General features: G+C 72.5%; 19 protein-coding genes. 9 read left to right on the plus strand and 10 right to left on the minus strand.

Translation table 11 applies throughout. The features are described from left to right. Positions 1–139: 139 nt before the first annotated feature. The 4 genes from AC6EXY_RS29770 to AC6EXY_RS29785 are packed head-to-tail and all read right to left on the minus strand — an operon-like array spanning position 140 to position 4,392. Positions 140–1,015: an ABC transporter ATP-binding protein gene (locus AC6EXY_RS29770; protein ID WP_499818627.1), complete on the minus strand. Its 876-nt coding sequence runs from the start codon at positions 1,013–1,015 to the stop codon at positions 140–142. Then, positions 1,012–1,902, minus strand: a complete 891-nt coding sequence (locus AC6EXY_RS29775) for an ABC transporter permease (protein WP_499818628.1) — start codon at positions 1,900–1,902, stop codon at positions 1,012–1,014. Before AC6EXY_RS29775 ends, AC6EXY_RS29770 begins: the two co-directional genes overlap by 4 nt. Then, positions 1,899–2,849 (minus strand): ABC transporter permease, encoded by a 951-nt coding sequence (locus tag AC6EXY_RS29780; protein ID WP_101831579.1) that lies wholly within the window; start codon positions 2,847–2,849, stop codon positions 1,899–1,901. The genes AC6EXY_RS29775 and AC6EXY_RS29780 overlap by 4 nt, the downstream gene beginning before the upstream one ends. A 37-nt stretch (positions 2,850–2,886) precedes the next feature. After that, a complete protein-coding gene (locus tag AC6EXY_RS29785) occupies positions 2,887–4,392 on the minus strand; it encodes an ABC transporter substrate-binding protein (protein ID WP_101831578.1) in 1,506 nt (501 codons plus the stop codon). Between the two features lie 484 nt (positions 4,393–4,876). Between AC6EXY_RS29785 and AC6EXY_RS29790 the strand changes: the two genes are divergently transcribed. From AC6EXY_RS29790 to AC6EXY_RS29800, 3 genes are read left to right on the plus strand one after another with little or no spacing between them, the layout of a single operon-like run. After that, entirely contained in the window at positions 4,877–5,857 is a 981-nt protein-coding gene (locus AC6EXY_RS29790) for an LLM class flavin-dependent oxidoreductase (protein ID WP_499818629.1), read from the plus strand. Next, complete coding sequence (locus AC6EXY_RS29795; RefSeq protein ID WP_499818630.1) at positions 5,854–7,221, plus strand: LLM class flavin-dependent oxidoreductase; 1,368 nt, start codon at positions 5,854–5,856, stop codon at positions 7,219–7,221. Before AC6EXY_RS29790 ends, AC6EXY_RS29795 begins: the two co-directional genes overlap by 4 nt. Next, complete coding sequence (locus AC6EXY_RS29800) at positions 7,218–8,591, plus strand: LLM class flavin-dependent oxidoreductase (RefSeq protein WP_499818631.1); 1,374 nt, start codon at positions 7,218–7,220, stop codon at positions 8,589–8,591. Before AC6EXY_RS29795 ends, AC6EXY_RS29800 begins: the two co-directional genes overlap by 4 nt. A gap of 72 nt (positions 8,592–8,663) precedes the next feature. Here the strand turns inward: AC6EXY_RS29800 and AC6EXY_RS29805 are convergent, their stop codons facing one another. Then, a complete protein-coding gene (locus AC6EXY_RS29805; RefSeq protein ID WP_101831596.1) occupies positions 8,664–9,599 on the minus strand; it encodes a TIGR03564 family F420-dependent LLM class oxidoreductase in 936 nt (311 codons plus the stop codon). A 47-nt stretch (positions 9,600–9,646) separates the two neighbouring features. Between AC6EXY_RS29805 and AC6EXY_RS29810 the strand changes: the two genes are divergently transcribed. The 4 genes from AC6EXY_RS29810 to AC6EXY_RS29825 all read left to right on the plus strand — a co-directional run bounded on the left by AC6EXY_RS29810 (position 9,647) and on the right by AC6EXY_RS29825 (position 13,524). Further along, the gene (locus AC6EXY_RS29810; protein WP_101831574.1) at positions 9,647–10,432 is read left to right on the plus strand and encodes a helix-turn-helix domain-containing protein; all 786 of its coding nucleotides are present in this window, start codon (positions 9,647–9,649) and stop codon (positions 10,430–10,432) included. Between the two features lie 347 nt (positions 10,433–10,779). Next, positions 10,780–11,748: a MetQ/NlpA family ABC transporter substrate-binding protein gene (locus AC6EXY_RS29815; RefSeq protein WP_101831573.1), complete on the plus strand. Its 969-nt coding sequence runs from the start codon at positions 10,780–10,782 to the stop codon at positions 11,746–11,748. 11 nt (positions 11,749–11,759) lie between these two features. Beyond that, positions 11,760–12,872 (plus strand): methionine ABC transporter ATP-binding protein, encoded by a 1,113-nt coding sequence (locus AC6EXY_RS29820; protein ID WP_101831572.1) that lies wholly within the window; start codon positions 11,760–11,762, stop codon positions 12,870–12,872. After that, complete coding sequence (locus AC6EXY_RS29825; RefSeq protein ID WP_101831571.1) at positions 12,865–13,524, plus strand: methionine ABC transporter permease; 660 nt, start codon at positions 12,865–12,867, stop codon at positions 13,522–13,524. The genes AC6EXY_RS29820 and AC6EXY_RS29825 overlap by 8 nt, the downstream gene beginning before the upstream one ends. 122 nt (positions 13,525–13,646) lie before the next feature. On the opposite strand, the gene AC6EXY_RS29830 is transcribed toward AC6EXY_RS29825, so the two are convergent. Together AC6EXY_RS29830 and AC6EXY_RS29835 are read right to left on the minus strand one after the other, a co-directional pair. Beyond that, on the minus strand, positions 13,647–14,633 hold the full coding sequence (locus tag AC6EXY_RS29830) for a maleylpyruvate isomerase family mycothiol-dependent enzyme (protein ID WP_101831570.1): 987 nt from the start codon (positions 14,631–14,633) through the stop codon (positions 13,647–13,649). A 3-nt stretch (positions 14,634–14,636) separates the two neighbouring features. Continuing rightward, positions 14,637–15,257 (minus strand): RNA polymerase sigma factor, encoded by a 621-nt coding sequence (locus AC6EXY_RS29835; RefSeq protein ID WP_101831569.1) that lies wholly within the window; start codon positions 15,255–15,257, stop codon positions 14,637–14,639. 233 nt (positions 15,258–15,490) lie between these two features. On the opposite strand from AC6EXY_RS29835, the gene AC6EXY_RS29840 reads away from it, so the two are divergent. Both AC6EXY_RS29840 and ybiA read left to right on the plus strand, forming a co-directional pair. Next, on the plus strand, positions 15,491–15,946 hold the full coding sequence (locus AC6EXY_RS29840) for a hypothetical protein (protein WP_101831568.1): 456 nt from the start codon (positions 15,491–15,493) through the stop codon (positions 15,944–15,946). Between the two features lie 133 nt (positions 15,947–16,079). After that, the gene (gene ybiA / locus AC6EXY_RS29845; RefSeq protein WP_101831567.1) at positions 16,080–16,685 is read left to right on the plus strand and encodes a riboflavin biosynthesis intermediates N-glycosidase; all 606 of its coding nucleotides are present in this window, start codon (positions 16,080–16,082) and stop codon (positions 16,683–16,685) included. Positions 16,686–16,876: 191 nt separating this feature from the next. On the opposite strand, the gene AC6EXY_RS29850 is transcribed toward ybiA, so the two are convergent. The 3 genes from AC6EXY_RS29850 to AC6EXY_RS29860 form a co-directional block, all read right to left on the minus strand. Continuing rightward, a complete protein-coding gene (locus tag AC6EXY_RS29850) occupies positions 16,877–17,104 on the minus strand; it encodes a helix-turn-helix transcriptional regulator (protein ID WP_499818632.1) in 228 nt (75 codons plus the stop codon). Continuing rightward, a complete protein-coding gene (locus AC6EXY_RS29855; protein ID WP_165818341.1) occupies positions 17,101–17,508 on the minus strand; it encodes a hypothetical protein in 408 nt (135 codons plus the stop codon). The genes AC6EXY_RS29850 and AC6EXY_RS29855 overlap by 4 nt, the downstream gene beginning before the upstream one ends. A gap of 260 nt (positions 17,509–17,768) precedes the next feature. After that, positions 17,769–18,902, minus strand: a complete 1,134-nt coding sequence (locus AC6EXY_RS29860) for a maleylpyruvate isomerase N-terminal domain-containing protein (protein ID WP_101831565.1) — start codon at positions 18,900–18,902, stop codon at positions 17,769–17,771. Positions 18,903–19,134 lie beyond the last annotated feature (232 nt).

Genomic DNA, 19,134 nt, shown 5'->3' on the forward strand with positions numbered 1-19,134 from the left:
TATGACCTCGACAACCCCGCCACCTCGAAGAGCGGGATGGTACCGGGTCCCTGCGCCGGACGGCTGGCCGGACGATCCGACGCCGGACGATCCGACGTGGGGTGGGCCGACGTGGGGTGGGGCGGCTTCGGATGGACCGTCATCGGACGACCGCCTCGGGGTCCGACGGGCCGGGCACGTCCTCCGGCTCCCGTGGGGGAACGGTGCCGGCCGGCGGCCAGGCGGCGGCGCGGGCAGCGGCGAGCAGTGCCTGGGTGTGGGGATGGCGAGGGGTGCGCAGCAGGTCGGCCGTGGCTCCGGACTCGACGAGGCGGCCCGCCCGCATCACCTCCAGCCGGCGCGTGGTGGCGGCGACGACGGCCAGATCATGGGTGATGAACAGCAGCGCCGCGCCGGTCTCGTCGACGAGCCGGGTCAGCAGGCCGAGCATCTCCGCCTGCACGGTGACGTCGAGTGCGGTCGTCGGTTCGTCGGCGAGGATGAGTGCCGGGCGGCAGGCGAGCGCCAGTGCCAGGCCGACCCGCTGGCGCTGGCCACCGGAGAGCTGGTGCGGATAGGCGCGCACGAGCAGCTCGGGATCGGGCAGGCCGACGCGCTCGGCGAGGTCGAGGGCGGCCGCGTCGGCGGCCCGGCGCGAGTACCCGCGGTGCACCCGCAGCGGTTCGGCGATCTGCCGCCCGACCCGCATGAGCGGGTTGAGCGCGCTGAGCGGCTCCTGGAAGATCATCGCGACCTCGGCGCCCCGGATCCGGGACAGCTCGCGGTCGGAGCGGTCGACCAGCTCCCGGCCGCGAAGGCGGACACTGCCGCGGACGACCGCGTCGTCCGGGGCCAGCCCAATGATCGCCAGCGCGGTTATCGACTTGCCCGATCCGGACTCGCCGATCAGCCCGACCCGCTCCCCGGCCGCCACCCGGAGCCCGACGCCGTCGACAACCGGGGTCCTCCCGATCCGTACCCGCAGGTCGGTGACCTCCAACAGGAGCTCCGCGCCCCCGCCTGCCCCGGCCGTCACGGCGCACCATCCACAGCGGTGTGCGGCGCGGGACGCAGGTGCGGGTCGGCGGCCTCGCGCAGGCCGTCGCCGAGGAGGTTGAAGCCGAGGACGGTGAGCACGATGGCCAGCCCCGGCCACAGCAGCACCAGTGGGCGCAGCGTCAGGTAGGGCTGCAGGTCGTGCAGGCTGCGGCCCCAGGACGGTGCCGGCGGCGGCGGACCGAGACCCAGGTAGGACAGCGCTGCCTCCGCCACCACCGCGACCCCGGCCGTCAGCGAGAGCTGCACCCACAGCGTCGGGGCGACGTTGGGCAGCAGGTGGCGGCGGACGATCCGCCCGGTTCCCGCCCCGGCGGCGCGGGCGGCCAGGACGTAGTCGGTCGCCAGCACCCGGCGCAGCTCGCCGCGGGTGACCCGGCCGACCTGCACTCCCAGGCCCAGCCCCAGTGCCACCACGGTCGTCCAGGTGCGGCCGGGAAAGACCGCGGCCAGCACCAGCGCGATCAGCAGCAGCGGGAAGGCGACCAGGACGTCCACCAGGTGGACGACGCCGCGGGCGACCGGTGGTGGGGGGAGGACCGCGGACAGCGCCAGGGCCAGCCCGATCACAGCGGCGAGCGCCGTCGTGCCGATCGCGACCGCCAGGGTGATCCGGGCTCCGGCGAGCAGCTGGCTGCACAGGTCGCGCCCGAGCCGGTCCGCGCCGAGCGGGTGCCGGCCGAACGGTGGCGCCCACGAGTCGGCCGGATCGACCTGTGTCGGGTCGTAGGGCGTCCAGACGAGCGAGACCAGCGCCGCAAGGACGATCAGGCCAGACAGCGCGGCGCCGAGCCGTCCCGACCGGGTGCGCAACACCCCGCGCACGATGCCGCCCGCGCCACGGCCCGCGCCCGCGCCCGCACTCACCGGGCGTCCCGCAGGCGCGGGTCGAGCAGGTGGTGCCCGACGTCGACGAGGAAACCGACGACCAGGATCACGGCCGTGACCAGCAGGACCGTGCCCTGCACCTTGACCAGGTCCCGGTTGCCGACGTCGGTGACGAGCATCTGGCCGGCGCCGGGCAGCGAGAAGACGTTCTCGATCACGACCGCGCCCAGCAGCAGGCTCGCGAACTCCAGCCCGAGCACGGACAGCACCGGGAGCAGCGCGTTGCGCACCCCGTGCCGCAGCAGCGCCCGTCCCCGGGTCAGCCCCTTCGCTCGGGCGGTGCGCAGGTAGTCGGCGTGCAGCACCTCCAGAGTCGCCGAGCGGGTGAACCGCAGCAGCACCGCACCCTCCAGCAGCGCCAGTGTCAGCACCGGCAGGACGAGCGAGCGCACCGCGGCGGCGGGCTCGTTCCAGCCGCCGGCCGGGAATCCGCCCGCGGGCAGCCACCGCCAGTGCACCGCGAAGACCGTCGTCGCCATCAGGCCAACCCAGAAGCTCGGCACCGCGAGGCCGAGCTGGCTCAGGACCGACAGCACGATCCCCGACCGACGGCGGTGGCGCGCCGCCGCCACGATTCCCAGCGAAACCCCGACCAGCGCCCCCAGCAGGGTCGCGGCGGCCACCAGCGGCCCGGTGACGGTGAGTTTCTGCCCGAGCTCGCCGGACACGGAGACGCCGTTCACCGCCGAGTGTCCGACGTCACCGCTCAGCACCCCGCCCAGCCAGTGCAGGTACTGGATCACCAGGGGACGGTCGGTGCCGAGCTGGTGGGCGATCCGGTCCACCTGCTCGGGCGACGCGCGCGTCCCGGCGATCACCTGGGCTACGTCGCCGGGCAGCAGCCGCAGCGCCGCGAACACCAGCACGCTCGCCACCAGCAGCGACACCAGCAGCAGGCCGAGCCGCCGGATGAGGATCAGCGCCACCGGAGCACCCCGGGCCGCGGCGGCGTGCGAAACCGCGTCACGATCGGGTGACCACGATCTTCGAGGCGTCGTAGATCTGCGAGGTGTTGTTCGCCGGATAGCCGCGGATCCCGCTCCTGGCCACCTGGCGGGACTCGCCGAGCAGCAGCCAGTCGCTGACGGCCTGCTGCGAGACGCGCCTGGCCACCGCGCGGAAGCTGTCGTCGCGGTCCTTGTCGGACGAGGCCTGGACGCCGGTCTGGTAGAGGGCTTGGGTGCGTGGGTCGTCGTAGCCCCAGTAGTAGGCCGGGAGGGCGTAGTTGCCGAGATCGCGCGGTTCCACGTGGTCGACGATGCTCAGGTCGTAGTCATGGTGGGCGAACACGTCGGTCAGCCAGGTCGAGAACTCCACCGGCCGGATCGTGACCTCGACGCCGATCTGGCGCAGCTGCGAGGCGACGTACTCGGCGATCGACGTCGGGTAGATCGTCGGCACGGTCAGCGTCAGCTTCAGCCCGCGCGGATGGCCGGACTGGGCGAGCAGTGCCCTCGCGTGCGCCGGGTCGTAGCGGTCGATGCCGGTCAGGTCCTCGTACCAGGGGTCGCTCGGCGGGACGTCGCCGCCGATCCGCACCCCCGTGCCGAGGACCTTGATCAGGCCGTCCTTGTCGATGCCCTGGCGCAGCGCGTGCCGGACCCGTTCGTCCGACAGCGGCGCGCGCGCCGCGTTGAAGCCGAGGGTGAACTTGTCAGTGGTGGTGCCTCGGACGACGACGAAGTCCGGATTGCCCCGGTAGCTGTTGATCAGGTCGGCGTCGGCGATCGCGCCGATGTCGACCTGGCCGGTCCGCACCGCGTTGTTCTGCGCGTTCGGGTCCGTGATGTAGCGGAAGACGACCTTGGCGACGCCGGCCCGGGCGCCCCAGTAGCCGTCGTTGCGGGCCAGCGTGATGCTGTCGCCGTGACGCCATGAGGCGAACCGGAACGGCCCGGTGCCGTTGGCCGTCGCGGCGAGGTCGGTCGCGCCGCGCCGCAGGATCACCCCGGCGGCGGTGGTCAGCCAGAACGTGAAGTTCGTGTCGCGGTGGCGCAGCGTCAGCACCACCCTGCCCGGGTCGGGGGACGCGACGGACGCGAGCGAGGCCAGGTTCGCCGCGTTCGGGTTCGTCGAGCCCGGCGCGATGACGGCGGTCAGCGACGAGACGACGTCGGCGGCGGTCAGCGGGTTGCCGTCGTGGAAACGGACGCCTGGGCGCAGGGTGAACGTGTAGGTCAGGCCGTCGGGGGAGACCTGGTAGCCGCTGGCAAGCGCCGGGGTGATCGTCCCGGTGTCGTCGCGTTGCAACAGTCCCTGGTAGACGTTGTTCTGCAGGACGTCGGCGATCGCGACGCCCGAGCCCCGGGTGATGTCGAGCGTGCTCGGCTCGAGGATCTGCCCGATCGTGACCGTCGCTGCCGGATCCGTGCCCTTCGCGCCGGCTCCGGCTCCGGCGCCACCCGAGCCACCGCCGCAGGCGCCGAGAAGAAGCAGGACGGCCGCCGTGAGTGCCGCGACGGACGTCATCACCGGCGGTCGCCGGCGCGTTCCCCGTGTCGGCCAGGGGGATCCGACCTTCATACGCAGTGTCCTCCCTGTGCGGTGCCGAACTGGTGGCGGGAATGCGGGTTCAGGGCAGGTACGAGGGTGGTCGGCGGGACGGAAAAATGCAGGATGGAGGCGGTGTTCACGGGGGAACTACCTGCCATCGCGACAGCGGAAAGGGAGCTGGCGGCGCTAGCTACAGCGCCGGCCCGCGGATGGCGGCTGCATGGCGCGCAGCATACCGCGCATAAGCCGCCGCGAGCGGCGGAATTTCCTGGAGTGTCGGGCTGCCACTGTTGGGAAATATTATGGCAGTGCTTTCGTAGAAATACGCCGGCTGGTTGACGGCGGCCGCTCGCCGGTGCGACGCTCACCGGGTCGTGCCGACGCACCCAGAACGGCCGGAAAAGCGTCCGCGTGCATTCTTCCGGTCCTGTGCACCCGTATCCGAGGAGAGCCTGCGGCCATGCCCGCGCATGTGCACTGGTATCTGCCCACCAACGGCGACGACCGGGGCATCGTCGGCTCGGGGGACGGTGAACCCCACCAGGGCTCGGCCGCCGCGGCGCGGTCAGGCGGCCGGTCCCGCTCCGCGAGCATCGACTACCTGGCCCTGATCGCCCGCGCCGCCGAGCAGCTCGGCTACGAGGCAGTGCTCACCCCGACCGGGCTGTGGTGCGAGGACGCCTGGATCGTGACCGCCGCGCTGACCCAGGTCACCAGCCGGCTGCGGTTCCTGGTCGCTTTTCGGCCGGGCCTGATCTCGCCGACTTTGGCCGCGCACCAGGCGGCGACCTTCCAGCGCGTCTCGGGCGGTCGTCTGCTGCTGAACATCGTCACCGGCGGTGACTCGGCCGAGCAGCGCCGCCTCGGCGACCACCTCGACCACGACCAGCGCTACTCTCGCACCGCCGAGTTCCTGACCGTGCTGCGCGGCGTCGCCGCGGCGGACCCGCCGTTCACCTACACCGGCCAGCACTACCAGGTCCGCGACGCCAGTGTCGACGTGACACCGTGGGGGCCGCCGCCGGTCTTCTTCGGCGGCGCGAGTCCCGCCGCGGAGCGGGCCGAGGCGGACCGGCTGCTCGTCGGGCTCGACGACGCGCGGATCATCGCGCACCAGGCGGTGTTCGCCGCCAGCGAGTCCGTCGGACAGCGCCGGATGGCCGCGCTGCACGGCGGCGACCGCGCGCGCCTGGAGGTCTACCCGAACGTATGGGCCGGCTACGGGCTGGTCCGCGGCGGCGCCGGCACCGCGATCGTCGGCAGCCACGAGCAGGTCGCCGAGCGGATCGAGGAGTACCACGCGCTCGGCGTCGACCACTTCATCCTCTCCGGTCAGCCCCATCTGGAGGAGGCCTACCACCTGGCCGAGGGGGCCGCCGCACTGCTGCGCTCCCGCGGCGTGCTGGCTGCGCTGCCCGCCGCACTCGGAGCACACCGGTGAGCGGGGATGAGCGGCCGCGGCGGCTGACGCTTGGGGCGCTGGTGCACGGCTCCGGCGGGCACATCGCCGGCTGGCGGCACCCGCTCGCCCGGCCCGACGGCCAGCTCGACCTCGACCACCACATCCGGGTCGCGCGGACCCTCGAACGCGGCGCCTTCGACGCGCTGTTCCTCGCGGACGTCGTCGCGATCTGGGGCCACGACCTCGACTCGCTGCGTCGCACCGCCCGCGCGGAGCACTTCGAACCGCTCACCCTGCTCGCGGCCCTGTCGACCGTGACCGAGCGGATCGGCCTGGTCGCGACCGCGACGACCACCTACAACGAGCCGTACCACGTCGCGCGCAGGTTCGCCTCCCTCGATCACCTCTCCGCCGGGCGAGCCGGCTGGAACATCGTGACGTCCGTCGTCCCGCTGGAGGCCGGCAACTTCGGCCGCGACACCCACCTCGACCACACCCTGCGCTACCGGCGGGCGGACGAGTTCGTCGACGTCGTGCGGGCGCTGTGGGACAGCTTCGCCGACGGCGCGGTCGTCCGCGACAAGGCCGCCGGCAGCTACTACGACCCCGCCGGGCTGCGCACGCCCCACCACGAGGGCGAGCACTTCCGGGTTCGCGGGCCGCTGAACATCTCCCGGCCGCCGCAGGGCCACCCGGTGCTGTTCCAGGCCGGGTCCTCGCAGACCGGCCGGGACTTCGCCGCCCGCCACGGCGAGGTCGTCTTCACCGCCCAGACGTCCCTGGCCGGCGCCCAGGGGTTCTACCGGGACGTGAAGGCACGCGCGGCGGCGCACGGCCGAGGCCCCGACGACGTGCTGGTCTGGCCGGTGCTCGCGCCGTACGTGGCGAGCAGCGAGGCGGCCGCGCGGGCCCGGCTCGAGGAGCTGCAGGACCTCATCCACGACGACGTCGCCCGCCGGCTCGTGCAGGACAACATCGGCGACCTCGACCTCAGCGGCGTCCCCCTCGACGGGCCGCTGCCCGCCATCGGCGTCACCAACCGCAGCAGGAGCCGCCAGCAGCTCATGCTGGACCTCGCCCGCCGGGAGAACCTGACCATCCGCCAGCTGGCGCTGCGCTTCGCCGCCGTCTCGTCGGTCGTCGGCACCCCGGAGTCGGTCGCCGACCACCTCGAGACCTGGTTCCGGGGACGCGCCGCCGACGGGTTCAACGTCAGCTTCCCCTACCTGCCCGGCTCGGCGGAGGACTTCGTCGACCAGGTCATCCCGGAACTGCGCCGCCGCGGCCTGGTCCGCCACGAGTACGAGGAGACGACACTGCGCGGTCACCTGGGCCTGCGACGCCCCCCAGGCCGCCCCGCCGGACCCTCCCGGCCCTGCGCCGCCGAGGTGGCCGGGCGGTGAGCGCGTCACGGCCGGCCGCGCGGCGCGAGCTGCACCTGAACGCCTTTCTCAAGCCGCCGGGGGAGTTCCTCGTCGCGTGGCGGCACCCGGACAGCGTCGCGGACGCGGGCGTGAACATCCGCCACGTCGTCGAGCTGGCGCGCACGGCGGAGCGGGCCCGGTTCGACGCGATCTTCTTCGCCGACCTCGTCGGCGTGCCGTTCGCCGACCAGGAGGTGCTGCGCCAGGTCAGCGTCGTCAACGACTCCTTCGAACCGACGACGCTGCTCGCCGCCCTGGCGACCGCCACCAGCCACATCGGCCTGATCGCCACCGCGTCGACCACCTACACCGAGCCCTACCACCTGGCCCGCACGTTCGCCTCCCTCGACCATCTCAGCGGCGGGCGGATCGGCTGGAACCTCGTCACCTCCCTCAACGACGCCGAGGCGCGCAACTTCGGCCTGGACCGCCACGTCGACCACGAGGTCCGCTACGAACGTGCCGCCGAGTTCTTCGACGTCGTCACCGGCCTGTGGGACAGCTTCGACGACGACGCCTTCCTGCACGACCAGCACGGCGGGCTGTACTTCGACGAGACGAAGCTGCACTGGCTGGACCACCAGGGCAGGCACTTCCGCGTGCGCGGGCCGCTGAACATCGCGCGCCCGCCGCAGGGCCGTCCGGTGATCGTGCAGGCCGGCTCGTCCGACACCGGCGTGTCCCTGGCCGCCTCCGTCGCCGACGTCGTGTTCACCCACCACCCGGACCTTGCCGGCGCGCAGGCGTTCTACGCCGACCTCAAGGCACGCGCCGCCGCCGCCGGCCGGGACCCGGACCAGGTCATCGTCCTGCCAGGCCTGTCGGTGCTGGTCGGTGCGACGAAGGCGGAGGCCGAGGACCGGCTCGACCGGCTCAGCGCACTGCTCGACCCGCGGGTCGCCCTCGCCGACCTCGCCTACTGGCTGGGTGGCGTGGACCTGGCGTCGCACCCACTCGACGGCCCGTTGCCCGAGCTGCCGCTGTCCAACCAGAGCCAGAGCGCCCAGGCACACCTGCTGCGCCGGGCCCGCGACGAGGGGCTGACCATCCGCCAGCTGGCCGCCCAGCTCGCCCGCGACACGCGCACGATCACCGGTACGGCCCAGTCCATCGCCGACCACATCGAGGAGTGGTTCACCGGACGTGCCGCCGACGGCTTCAACGTCATCTTCCCCTACCTGCCCGACCCCCTCGACGACTTCGCCACCCAGGTGATCCCCGAACTGCGCCGCCGCGGCCTGTTCCGTACCGACTACCCCGGCCGCACCCTGCGCGACACCCTCGGCCTGCCCCGCCCGCCCAGCCGCTGGTCGAGCCCCCACCCGGCGACCGAGGGCACCTCCCGCTGATGCCAGGCGCCAGCGGCCGACGTCCACGTCGGACATCGCGTCCACGTCCACGTCAACCCGGATCCGGGGACATCAGGCGTGCGGCGTCGATCCGACGGCGCCGAGGAGGCGCAGCGTCCGGGCGCGTTCGGCCGCCGTGCCGACGAGACTGACCAGCGCGTCGGTGGCGCCGAGCGTGGCGTAGGCCGCCAGCTGGTCGACGACGGTGTCCTCGTCGCCGGCGACGGCGATCGCCCCCGGTTCGGCGAGGCCGTCCCGGTCCAGCGCCGCACGGTAGGACGGTAGCCGGGCGAGATCACCGTAGGCGGCGTTCAACTCGGCGCGGATTCGGTCCGGCGTGGACGTCACCACCACCGGAAGCCCGACGACCACCCTCGGCGCCGGCCGACCTGCTTCCCGCGCCGCGGCGCTGATCAGCGGAACGACGTGCTCGCCGATGGTGCGCGGCCCGGCCAGGAAGGTGATCGTCCCCTGCGCCCGTTCCCCGGCCAGCCGCAGCATCGCGGGGCCGAGCGCGCCGAGCAGAACCGGAACCCGATCCGTCGCGCCGGGCACGGCGCTGTCGGCGGCGTCCGATCCCGGCCCGGAGGCACCCGGGACGCGGCGCCCGGCCAGGATCGGCAGCAGCGTGTCGAGATGCGTGCGCAGCGCGGCGACCGGCCGGTGGAACGGCTGGCCGTAGACCTCCAGCAGGCCCGGATGGCTGACCCCGAGCCCGAGGGTGAGACGTCCGTGCGCCGCCGCCTGCGCGGTCAGCGCCTGCGCGGCCAGCACCCGCGGATGACGCGGCTGCACGACGACGACCGAGGTGCCGAGCTCGATGTCGGGCACCTGCCGGGCGATCGCCGTCAGCACGCCCAGCGCGTCGTACCCGTAGCCCTGCGGCAGCCAGACGGTACGCACGCCGGCAGCCGCGATCGTCCGCGCGACGCCCGTGAGATCGTCCACGAGGTTGCCGGTCCCGGGAGTGCCCAGGCCGGCGGCGAGGTTGACACCGATACGGATCATGGCGCCGAGCATCGCCGTTGCCGGGCACACGAACCAGGAGTCTGTAGATGGTGGCAGTGGGAGTGACACCCGACGGCGCCGCGGTGGCCGCCCGGCGTCGCGAGCTCGGCGCCTGCCTGCGGGCCTACCGGGCGCTGATCGAACCGGCCAGCGTCGGACTGCCCACCGGAGAGCGCCGCCGCGTCGCCGGACTGCGCCGGGAGGAACTCGCCGCGCTGGCCGGGGTCAGCCTCACCTGGTACACCGGCCTGGAACAGGGCCGGGTGGCGGCGTCCCGGCAGGTCCTCGACGCCGTCGGCCGCGTCCTCGGGCTCGACGGGGCAGGCCGGCGGCACCTGAGCCGGCTCAGCGCGCCCGAGCCGCCGGCGCTCACCCCGCCGGGCGAGCAGCTGCGCGACCTGGAATCGCTCGTGACGAGCTGGCCCGGCGGCCCCGCCGCCCTGCTCGACCACCGGCTCGACGTCCTCGCCACCAACGCGTCCTGGGAGCAGCTGCTGGGTGACCCGTCCGAGCATGAACCGGCGCGCCGGCATGTGCTCGGCCTACTCGCCCACGCGCCGGGAACGACCGGGCTGCTGCGGTCGGTCGCGCGCCAGTTCCGCATGGCGGCCGACCTGCACGCCGGCGACCCGCGCATCGCCGAGATCAGCGCGCTCCTGCGCGCTGACCATCCGATGCTGGAACCGCTGTGGAACTGCCGGGGCATCGGCGCCTTCGGCCGCCCGCACCTCGACCTGGCCGGCGAACCCGCGGCAGCCCATCTGCTGCACCCGACCGGCCAGGCCGAGACCGCCATCCTGGTTGTGGCACCGTCGGGGCCTGTTGTGCGCTGACCATTCCGGCTGCAACCCTCGCGAAACATTGTTCCGGTGCGCCGCGATGTCCTGGAAATTCGGATTCTCCGCCGGATTCGACCTGCTAAGGTCTGTTCCGTGCATGCAGCTCTGCTGACGAGTCGACGCCCGGTCGATCACGTTCGGGTCGCCAGCTGCCTGTGTCGTTGACGCCTCCGCGTCGCCCCTGCCCACCGAGGGTTTCCGTCCTTCGGTGACGGCGTTTCGCCGACCTCGTTGTCGCACGCCCGCCGCAGGCCACCGCGAGCCGCGCCCCGCGCCCGGCGAGCCCGCTGTGTCGCTGTGCCGCTGTGCCGTGTCGTGCTCCTGAGCGTTCTGGAGGAGTCATGTCCGCGTCGTCCGCGGGTGAGAACAATCCGCGTGAGGCTCCGGTCGATCCGGTTCTGCCACCGAGCGGTTCGGGTCGACGGCGCCTGCCCTGGATCGTCTCCGCCGCCGTCGTGCTGGTCGCGGCGCTGGTGGTCGGTCTGGTTCTGGCCTTCACCGGCGGCTCGAGCGGATCGAAGACGGTGCGCATCGGCGTCGTCGACGCGTCCGAGCCGTACTGGAAGACGTTCGCCGACCTCGCGAAGAAGCGGCTGGACGTCACGGTGAAGTACGTCAACTTCAACGACTACAGTCAGCCCAATCCGGCGCTGAGGGAAAAGCAGCTCGACCTCAACCAGTTCCAGCACATCCAGTACCTGGCGAACTACAACGCCACCGCGCATGACACCCTGCGCCCGATCGGCGCCACCGCCGTCTATCCGCTGCCGCTGTACGCGCTGAAGTACGACAGGCCCTCGGCGCTGCCCGCCGACGCGAAGGTGGCGGTCCCGAACGACGCGATCAACGAGGCGCGCGGCCTGCTCGTTCTGCAGTCGGCCGGCCTGCTGACGCTGAAGGACGGCGGCTCGGCCTTCTCCACCACCCGCGACATCGAGACGCACAAGGTCACCGTGGTGACGCTGGACGCCGCGCAGACCGCGGGCGCGCTGCAGAGCGGCTCCGTCGCCGCGGCCATCGTCAACAACAACTACGCGACCAGCGCCAAGCTGCCGCGATCGGGCGCGATCTACCAGGACGACCCGGCCGGCGCCAGCGCGGCGCCGTACGTGAACATCTTCGTCGCCCGCGACGAGGACAAGAACGACGAGACCTACCTGGCCCTCGCCGCGCTCTACCACGACCCGTCGGTGGAGGCGGGGGTGCAGAAGGCCAACGGGGGTGTCGCGGTGTTCCGCACGGTGCCCGCCCCGCGGCTCCAGGCGGAACTCGCGACCGTGGAGAAGCAGGCCGCAGCGGCGCGAGGCTAGGCGCGGCGCCGATGTCGGTCCCCGCCGAGCCTGCCGATGCGCGGGCGGAGATCCATGTTCGGCTGGAGCGGGTCGGGAAGACGTTCCCGGGCCGGGGGCGGCGCGCCGCGCCGGTGGTGGTGCTCGACGACGTCAGCCTCGAGGTTCGCCGCGGCGAGGTGTTCGGCGTCATCGGCTCCTCCGGGGCCGGCAAGAGCACGCTGCTGCGACTGATCAACGGTCTGGAGACGCCCACCTCGGGCCGGGTGTACCTCGGGGAGCGCGAGCTTGGCGCGCTGAACGAGCGGGGCCGGCGGGAGGCGCGAGGCGACACCGGGATGATCTTTCAGCAGTTCAACCTCTTCCGGTCGCGGACCGTCGCCGGCAACGTCGCCTACCCGCTGAAGGTCGCCGGGGTCGGTCAGCCCGAGCGCGACCGCCGGGTGGCGCGGCTGCTGGCCTTCGTCGGGCTGCTCGATCGTGCCCACGACCATCCCGAACGGCTCTCCGGCGGTCAGAAACAGCGGGTGGGCATCGCCCGTGCCCTGGCCACCGAGCCGTCGCTGCTGCTCGTCGACGAGGCGACCAGCGCGCTCGACCCCGAGACCACCGGGGAGGTGCTGGCGCTACTTGGCCAGGTCAACCGCGAGCTCGGCGTCACGATCGTGATCGTCTCCCATGAGCTCGACGTCATCCGCTCCCTCGCCGACCGGGTGGCGGTCCTCGACGTCGGGCGGGTGGTGGAGACCGGCACCGTCTACGACGTCTTCACCCGCCCGCGGACGACGGCCGCGGCCCGCCTCATCGGCACCGACCTGCGGGAACGGCCTTCGCCGGCAACGCTGGCCCGGCTGCGGTCCGGGCCAGGCGGCGGCCGGCTGGTGACGGTGCGCGTGCGGGAGGGGGACGGGGAGGGCGAACGGGCAGAGGAGCGGGGCGGCGCCCGGCCCGGCCTGGCACACGTCTTCCTGGCACACCAGGTGGCCGCGGAGGTCGTCTTCGGTGGCATCCGTGAGCTCCAGGGCCGGCCCGCGGGCAGCCTGACCTTCGAGCTCAGCGGCGCGGACGCGGCGGTGGATGCCGCGCTCGCGGCGCTGCGCGCGGACGGCGTCGACGTCGTGGAGGAGCCGGCCGGGAATGCATGAGTTTCTCGACAACCTGGCGGTCTACCGGGAGGCCATTCGGCAGACCCTGTTCATCGTGTCGATCTCCGTGGTGGCCGGCGGCGCGCTTGGCCTGGTTCTCGGCCTGGTGCTGTACGCGACCCGGGCGGGCAACCTGTTCGCGAACCGCGCCGCGTTCCTGATCGTCAACGTGCTGGTGAACGTGGTGCGCCCGATTCCCTTCGTCATCTTCCTGACGGCGATCCAGCCGCTCATGCTGCACACCATCGGCACGACCATCGGCACCAACGCGGTCACGTTCGCGCTGTCACTGTCGGCCGCGTTCGCGATCAGCCGGATCGTGGAGCAGAACCTGCTCACCGTGGAACCGGGCGTCGTCGAGGCCGCCCGCGCCGCGGGGGCGCGGCCGATCAGCATTCTGCTGACCGTGCTGATCCCCGAGGCGCTCGGACCGCTGATCCTCGGCTACACGTTCATCTTCGTCGCCGTCGTCGACATGTCCGCGCAGGCCGGACTGTTCGGCGGCGGCGGGCTGGGCGACTTCGCCATCACCTACGGCTCCCAGCGGTACAACTGGCCGATCGTCTACATCTCCGTCGCGACCATCGTCGTCCTCGTGCAGGCCGGGCAGTTCCTCGGCAGCTGGCTGGCCCGCCGCGCCCTGCGCCGCTGATCATCGCACCGCGGACCGGATGCCCCGGGTCCGAGGTGGCCGCGCGGGCGAATCCGCTGATCGAGGTCGTCCATGCCGCGAATGACTGTCACCTGCCCCCGGCACGGTGACCTGGGTCCAGGTCAGGGTCCGCTCAGGGCCGGCGCGAGGGCGAGCAGGTCCTCGGCCAGAGCCACGTCGCCATCGACGACGACGTCCAGGTCGGGCCTGGCGATCCGGTCGCTGACGAGAAGGCAGAACGCGACCGTGTCGACGGTCAGCTCGGCGTCGACACCGTCGCCGGCCGCCTCGATCCCGCCGCTCGGTGCCGGCGCCCCCAACCGCACCAGCCAGGACCCCCCGCCGGGACCGGTCAGCGCCAGCGCCACGGTGCCCGCCTGGCCACGCGTGGGGCTCCGGGCGGCGAGACCGGCGAGTGTGCGCGCCGCGAGGTCGGCCATGGGGCCGATGACCTCGCCGGCGGGGTCGGGCAGGCGCATCCCCGTGCCCAGCGCGATGTCCCGCGCGTGGATCCACGTCTCGAAGGCTCGCGTCACCACGTGCCCGGCGACCGGCATCGTATGGCCCGCCACCTGCAGGACCCGGTCCGGGAACGCGGACGGCGCACGCAACGCGGCGGCGAGCGTGGTGACGGCATCCCACCACAGAGCTCGCCGCTCGGGCAGGGTGCGCTCGGCGGCGGTCCAGGCCAGCACCGCGCGGGTCGCGCTCTCGAGGTCCGCCTCGGCGGCCACCGGGAGTTCCGTCGGGGCTCCGAGCGCGCAGGTCAGCTGCGCGTAGCCGGCGGCCAGGTGGGTGACGAGGTCGCCGAGAGACCAGTCCAGGACCGGGCTGGGACGGGTCAGACGCGCGGGGTCGACGCCTGCCAGCACCGCGTCGAGCATGCCCGCGGCGGCGCGGAAGGAGGCGGCGAACGCGGGAACCTCGGGCACCGGAGGTCGGCTGGCCCGCGCCGCCGCCAGCAGCGCGCCGACCGGCGGCGGCCCGGGCGGGGCAGACTGGCCGCCCATACCCGAACCGTCACCCAGGCTCGGGACATCGGCGCCGCCGGGCGCCGGGATGGTGCTGGCCAGCGCGGCGAGCAGCATGGACTCGTAGTCGTCAGCCACGGCTCACCCCTCGATTGTCTCGTCGGCCAGGCACCGCGCCAGCCGCTGCAGCGCCAACCGCAGGCGCGATTTGGCCGTACCTTCCGGAATACCCAGTTCGGCGGCGACCTGACGGTAGGTCAGGCCCTGGTAGAACGCCAGCTCCACCGCCACTCGCAACGCACTCGGCAGGCCTCGCACCCCGCGGCGCACCCGCTCGACCGTCTCGGCGTCCACGACGACCTCGTCCACGGGAACCGCCTCGACGTCGCTGGCCCGCTCGGCGATGGCCAGCGGCAGGCCACGGCGGCGCTGCTCGGCGCGCACCCAGTCCACCGCCCGTCGATGCGCCAGCAGCGCGAGCCACGCCCGCAGGCTTCCCCGGCCGGGGTCGTAGACCAGCGGGCTGCGCCAGAACTGGACGAACACCTCCTGGGTGACGTCCGCCGCCGCGTCGGGATCGCGGATGACCCGGAACGCCACCGCGGTGACCAGCGGCGCGAACGCACCGTAGATCTCGGCCAGCGCGGACTCGTCCCCCGCAACCAGCCGACCATGCCAGTCCGCGTCGGAACAGACCGGTGAGACCACCTGCGCCGTGCTCTCGCCTGCCACCGTGACCCCCACCCCCAGAAGGGAGATCATCGTAGCGTGCGCGACGCCGCAGGCGGACCGGTCGGTGGCACAGCGCCATCGATCGGTCTCCTTCGCCGGCCGAACGTCGTGCGGCCACGCTCCCTCCGCGCGTATTCGTCGGGCGACGGCTGGCGGATGACGAACGTCGCTGATCCCACAGAATCCATCCGGCGCCGCGGCATCCGACGAACCCCCTGGTGACGTCAGCCGCGGAGCTGACGCACGGACAAGGGACACCACACATGCGTCTTCGTAGAATCGCCGTCGCCCTCTCGCTCGCGGCGGCCGCCACCGTTCCCGCCGTCGTGCTCGCCGGACCGGCCCGCGCCGCGGACAGCTGCGTCAACCAGTTCACCGGCGCAAGCCTCACCGCGACGCTGGAGGGCACGAACGGCCCGGACATCCTCGACCCGGTCTCGAATGCCGTCGTGTCCGCGAAGGGCGGCAACGACGTCGTGCGGATCTTCCCCGGAGTCAGGAACGTGACCATCTGCCTCGGTGACGGGGACGACCAGGTCGTCAGCGTCGACAGCTTCCCGACCTATCGACTGTCGGTGATGGGCGGCCCCGGCGACGACTTCATCTTCGGCTCCACCGCGGCAGACGCCCTCAACGGCGGCACGGGCTACGACACCATCGACGGCCGTGACGGCTACGACACCTGCACCAACGCCGAGTCAACCACCAGCTGCCCGTAGCCCGCGCATCGTCCGATCTCGTCACCCAGTCGGGTTCCGAACGAGCCCGGCTGGTCGACGATGATGCTGGCTGGGACCTAGGTGATCTTCCGCCCCTGGGGTAGCCGGGGTCTGGCCAGGCGGTTCCCATGGCATGATTCCGCTTGTGATCAGCGAGCCGCAAGAGCCGGTGCCACCGGGAAAGCCCGTGCATCCCCGTGCCGTGGAGGATCTGATCCAGGCGGAGTTCGAGGGTGTGGCGTTGTCGTTCAGGTTCTTCTGGGGCCACCGGCCGGCGGCTGGTGGCGGGGTCGGCGCGAGTTGTCTGAGTCAGTGGCTCGCCTCGGCGTTCACCGTCGACAAGCGACGATACGCCACGGCGGAGCATTTCATGATGGCTGGCAAGGCGCGGCTGTTCGGTGACGATGACGCCCTGGAAACGATCCTCGCCGCGCCGGATCCGGGCAGGGCGAAGGCGCTTGGCCGCCGCGTTCGCGGCTTCGACGAGGCGATCTGGGAGCGGCATCGCTACGAGATTGTCGTGGCGGGCAACCTGGCGAAGTTCGCCCAGAATGACCGGCTGCGTGGCTTTCTGCTTGCCACGGGCGACGATGTTCTTGTCGAGGCGAGCCCACTGGATGCAGTCTGGGGAATTGGTCTGTCGGCCGGCGATCCACGTGCCACCCGCCCCGCCGACTGGCCTGGTCTAAACCTTCTCGGCTTCGCGCTCATGGATGTTCGTGCGATGCTGCGATCCTGATGCCGTGCCCGGTACGTCCGTACGCGGGTCATGCTAAAAGTGGCTCCGATTCCGGCGGATATAGCGGACATCGCGATACTCGTCGAGGTCAGAGCGACCGGCGGCGAACATTCTCGGGGCAGGCGGGCGCGGCGAGGGATCCCAGCGCGCGCACCCACATCCACCTGGGAAGTCCGCGGAGCCGGATCGCGTCAGCGGCGCGTGCCGGGGTCGGTGGGGCCCTGGGGACGGTCGGGAAAAAAGATCTCCTCGATGGTCAGGTCGAAGATGTCGGCGAGAGTGAAGGCGAGGGGCAGGCCGGGGTCGTACCGTTCGGTCTCGATCGCGTTGATGGTCTGCCGGGACACCTGGCATCGGTCGGCCAGGTCGGCCTGACTCCAGCGGCGCTCGGCTCGCAGCGTGCGTAGCCGGTTCCTCACCGGTGCAGGCGGGTGCGCAGGTCCGCGATGGTGAACCAGATCCCCACGCCGCCGAGGACGATCGCCTCACTGAGGGGGCGCAGCCCGATGATGTCGGTGGCGTCGAGCAGCACGGCGGCCTGAAGGCCCACGAGGACGGCGGCGAAGGCGATCGCCATGCTCTCCAGCTGGATCTTGCGCTGGTACTCGTCGGCGCGGCTGAAGGCCCGCACCAGGACCCACGCGACGGAGAGGGTGAAGGCGCCGGTCACGCCGAGCCACCAGCCCTTCTCGGCGCTGCTCGGGTCGGGGGAGCTGCCCAGTGCCAGCGCGATCATCCCGAGGAGGGACACCGGGATCCCGTCGATCATGATCGCCCTGCGGGCGTCGCGTGTCACGTTGTCCTGCCGAGCCTCGTCAGCCATGGGTCAAGTGTAAAGCTGGCTTTCCATCTAGTAAAGCAGGCTTTCCATTTCGGGTGCCCCGGGCTCGAACCTCCTCCGGGAGTCCGAGCCGCGCAGGGAACCCGCGGGCGCGGGGAGCATGGGGGAAAGGCGGCTTGAGGACGCCGGACACGTCGATGCCGATGGTGCGCAGGGCTTCGGCTTCGGCTCCCTCCAGCAGCGACCTGATGGTGCGCATGTCCCGTACGGCGCGGGGCAGCCTCTGTCAGGGAGCCGAGTGCTCAGGGACCGGACAGGCTCGGAGCCAGAGCGAGCAGATCGGCGGCGAGCTGGTCGTCGCCCGCGGTCCGCCGGGGCAGCGCGGAGGGGGGTAGCCGGTCGCCGACGACCAGGCAGAACTCGACGATGCCCGCGCTCAGCACGCCCCCGCTGCCTGGCCGCGCCGGACCTGGCGCGACCCCCGCCTCGTGGGCGCCCACGGGGTCCAGCGTCCAGCTGCCGCCGCCCGGGCCGGTCAGGGTGACGTGCAGCGCCGCGTCGGTGCTCCGTCCGGTGCGTGCGGCGGTCGTGGCCGCCCAGGGGGAGGCCAGCAGCCGCAGCGAGAGGTCGGCCATGGCGTGCAGGTCGAACCCGCCGGGGTCCGGGGGGTGCAGGCCTGCGGCCGCGGCGACGTCACGAGTGTGGATCCAGGTCTCGAAAGCGCGGGCGATCAGGTGATCGTTCACCGGAGCTGCCAGTGGGCCTACCGTCACCACCCACGCCGCTGGGTTCCGCCCGGAGTGGTTCACAACGGTGCACAGCCGCCCGGCCCGCTCGTACCAGCGCTGCCAGACGACCTCGATGGGCCAGTCCCGGGCGTGGTCGTGGACGGCGAGCGTTCGGGTCAGCGGGTCGTCGTCGGTCGCGGCGTGCCCGCTCAGCGCGTCGAGCAGCAGTCCGTCTACGGCGTAGAGGTGCAGGATCAGCTCCCGGACCGACCAGCCGACGGCGGCCGGGCGTGACCACAGGTCGGGAGCCATCTCGATCAACACCCGATCGAGCGCGCCGACCCGGTTCCCATAGCACGCCGCACCCACTCCGCGGGCCGGTCCTGCGGGACCGCTGGACGGTGCCAGATCGAAGCCGGGGGCGGAGGGCCAGACGGCGAGCGCCGCGGTGAGGACGTCGGTGAGCGAGCCGGGGCCGTCGATCGGCGGCTCAAGGTCGTGCGGACCGGCGGTGACGGCCGTCCCCGAGGACCACGGCAGCGCGGCTGGCAGGAGACGGGCCGCGTCGGCGGCGCAGGTCGCGCAGTGGCCGAGATGCGTCTCGACGACATCCGCCTCGGCCGCCGTGCAGGCGCCCAGTACGTACGCGGCCACCAGATCACCGACACAGGAACCGCCGGCGGGAACCTCCGGTGGGTCCGGCGTCACGGGGAGACTCCTTGGGCGGCGAGAGCGCGGGCGAGGGAAGTGAGAGCCGCGCGCATGCGGGACTTCGCGGTTCCTTCGGGGATGGCCAGCCGCAGCGCGATGTCACGCTAGGCCCGTCTTCCGCACATGGGGCTTTGATGCGTTGACGGGCCCGTATGTCGATCATGGTGGGCGGGTTGGGTCGACGCCGAGGATGTCGAGGAGGTGCTGGTGCAGGTGTGGTGGGCGCGGG

The sequence above is a fragment of the Frankia sp. RB5 genome, assembly GCF_059816245.1.

What these genes read in the sequence shown, in the direction of transcription:
- AC6EXY_RS29785 (WP_101831578.1), bottom strand. Translation starts at nt 4,392, where the DNA reads ATGACGTCCGTCGCGGCACTCACGGCGGCCGTCCTGCTTCTTCTCGGC.
- AC6EXY_RS29790 (WP_499818629.1), top strand. Translation starts at nt 4,877, where the DNA reads ATGCCCGCGCATGTGCACTGGTATCTGCCCACCAACGGCGACGACCGG.
- AC6EXY_RS29805 (WP_101831596.1), bottom strand. Translation starts at nt 9,599, where the DNA reads ATGATCCGTATCGGTGTCAACCTCGCCGCCGGCCTGGGCACTCCCGGG.
- AC6EXY_RS29810 (WP_101831574.1), top strand. Translation starts at nt 9,647, where the DNA reads ATGGTGGCAGTGGGAGTGACACCCGACGGCGCCGCGGTGGCCGCCCGG.
- AC6EXY_RS29815 (WP_101831573.1), top strand. Translation starts at nt 10,780, where the DNA reads ATGTCCGCGTCGTCCGCGGGTGAGAACAATCCGCGTGAGGCTCCGGTC.
- AC6EXY_RS29820 (WP_101831572.1), top strand. Translation starts at nt 11,760, where the DNA reads ATGTCGGTCCCCGCCGAGCCTGCCGATGCGCGGGCGGAGATCCATGTT.
- AC6EXY_RS29825 (WP_101831571.1), top strand. Translation starts at nt 12,865, where the DNA reads ATGCATGAGTTTCTCGACAACCTGGCGGTCTACCGGGAGGCCATTCGG.
- AC6EXY_RS29835 (WP_101831569.1), bottom strand. Translation starts at nt 15,257, where the DNA reads ATGATCTCCCTTCTGGGGGTGGGGGTCACGGTGGCAGGCGAGAGCACG.
- AC6EXY_RS29840 (WP_101831568.1), top strand. Translation starts at nt 15,491, where the DNA reads ATGCGTCTTCGTAGAATCGCCGTCGCCCTCTCGCTCGCGGCGGCCGCC.
- ybiA (WP_101831567.1), top strand. Translation starts at nt 16,080, where the DNA reads ATGATTCCGCTTGTGATCAGCGAGCCGCAAGAGCCGGTGCCACCGGGA.
- AC6EXY_RS29855 (WP_165818341.1), bottom strand. Translation starts at nt 17,508, where the DNA reads ATGGCTGACGAGGCTCGGCAGGACAACGTGACACGCGACGCCCGCAGG.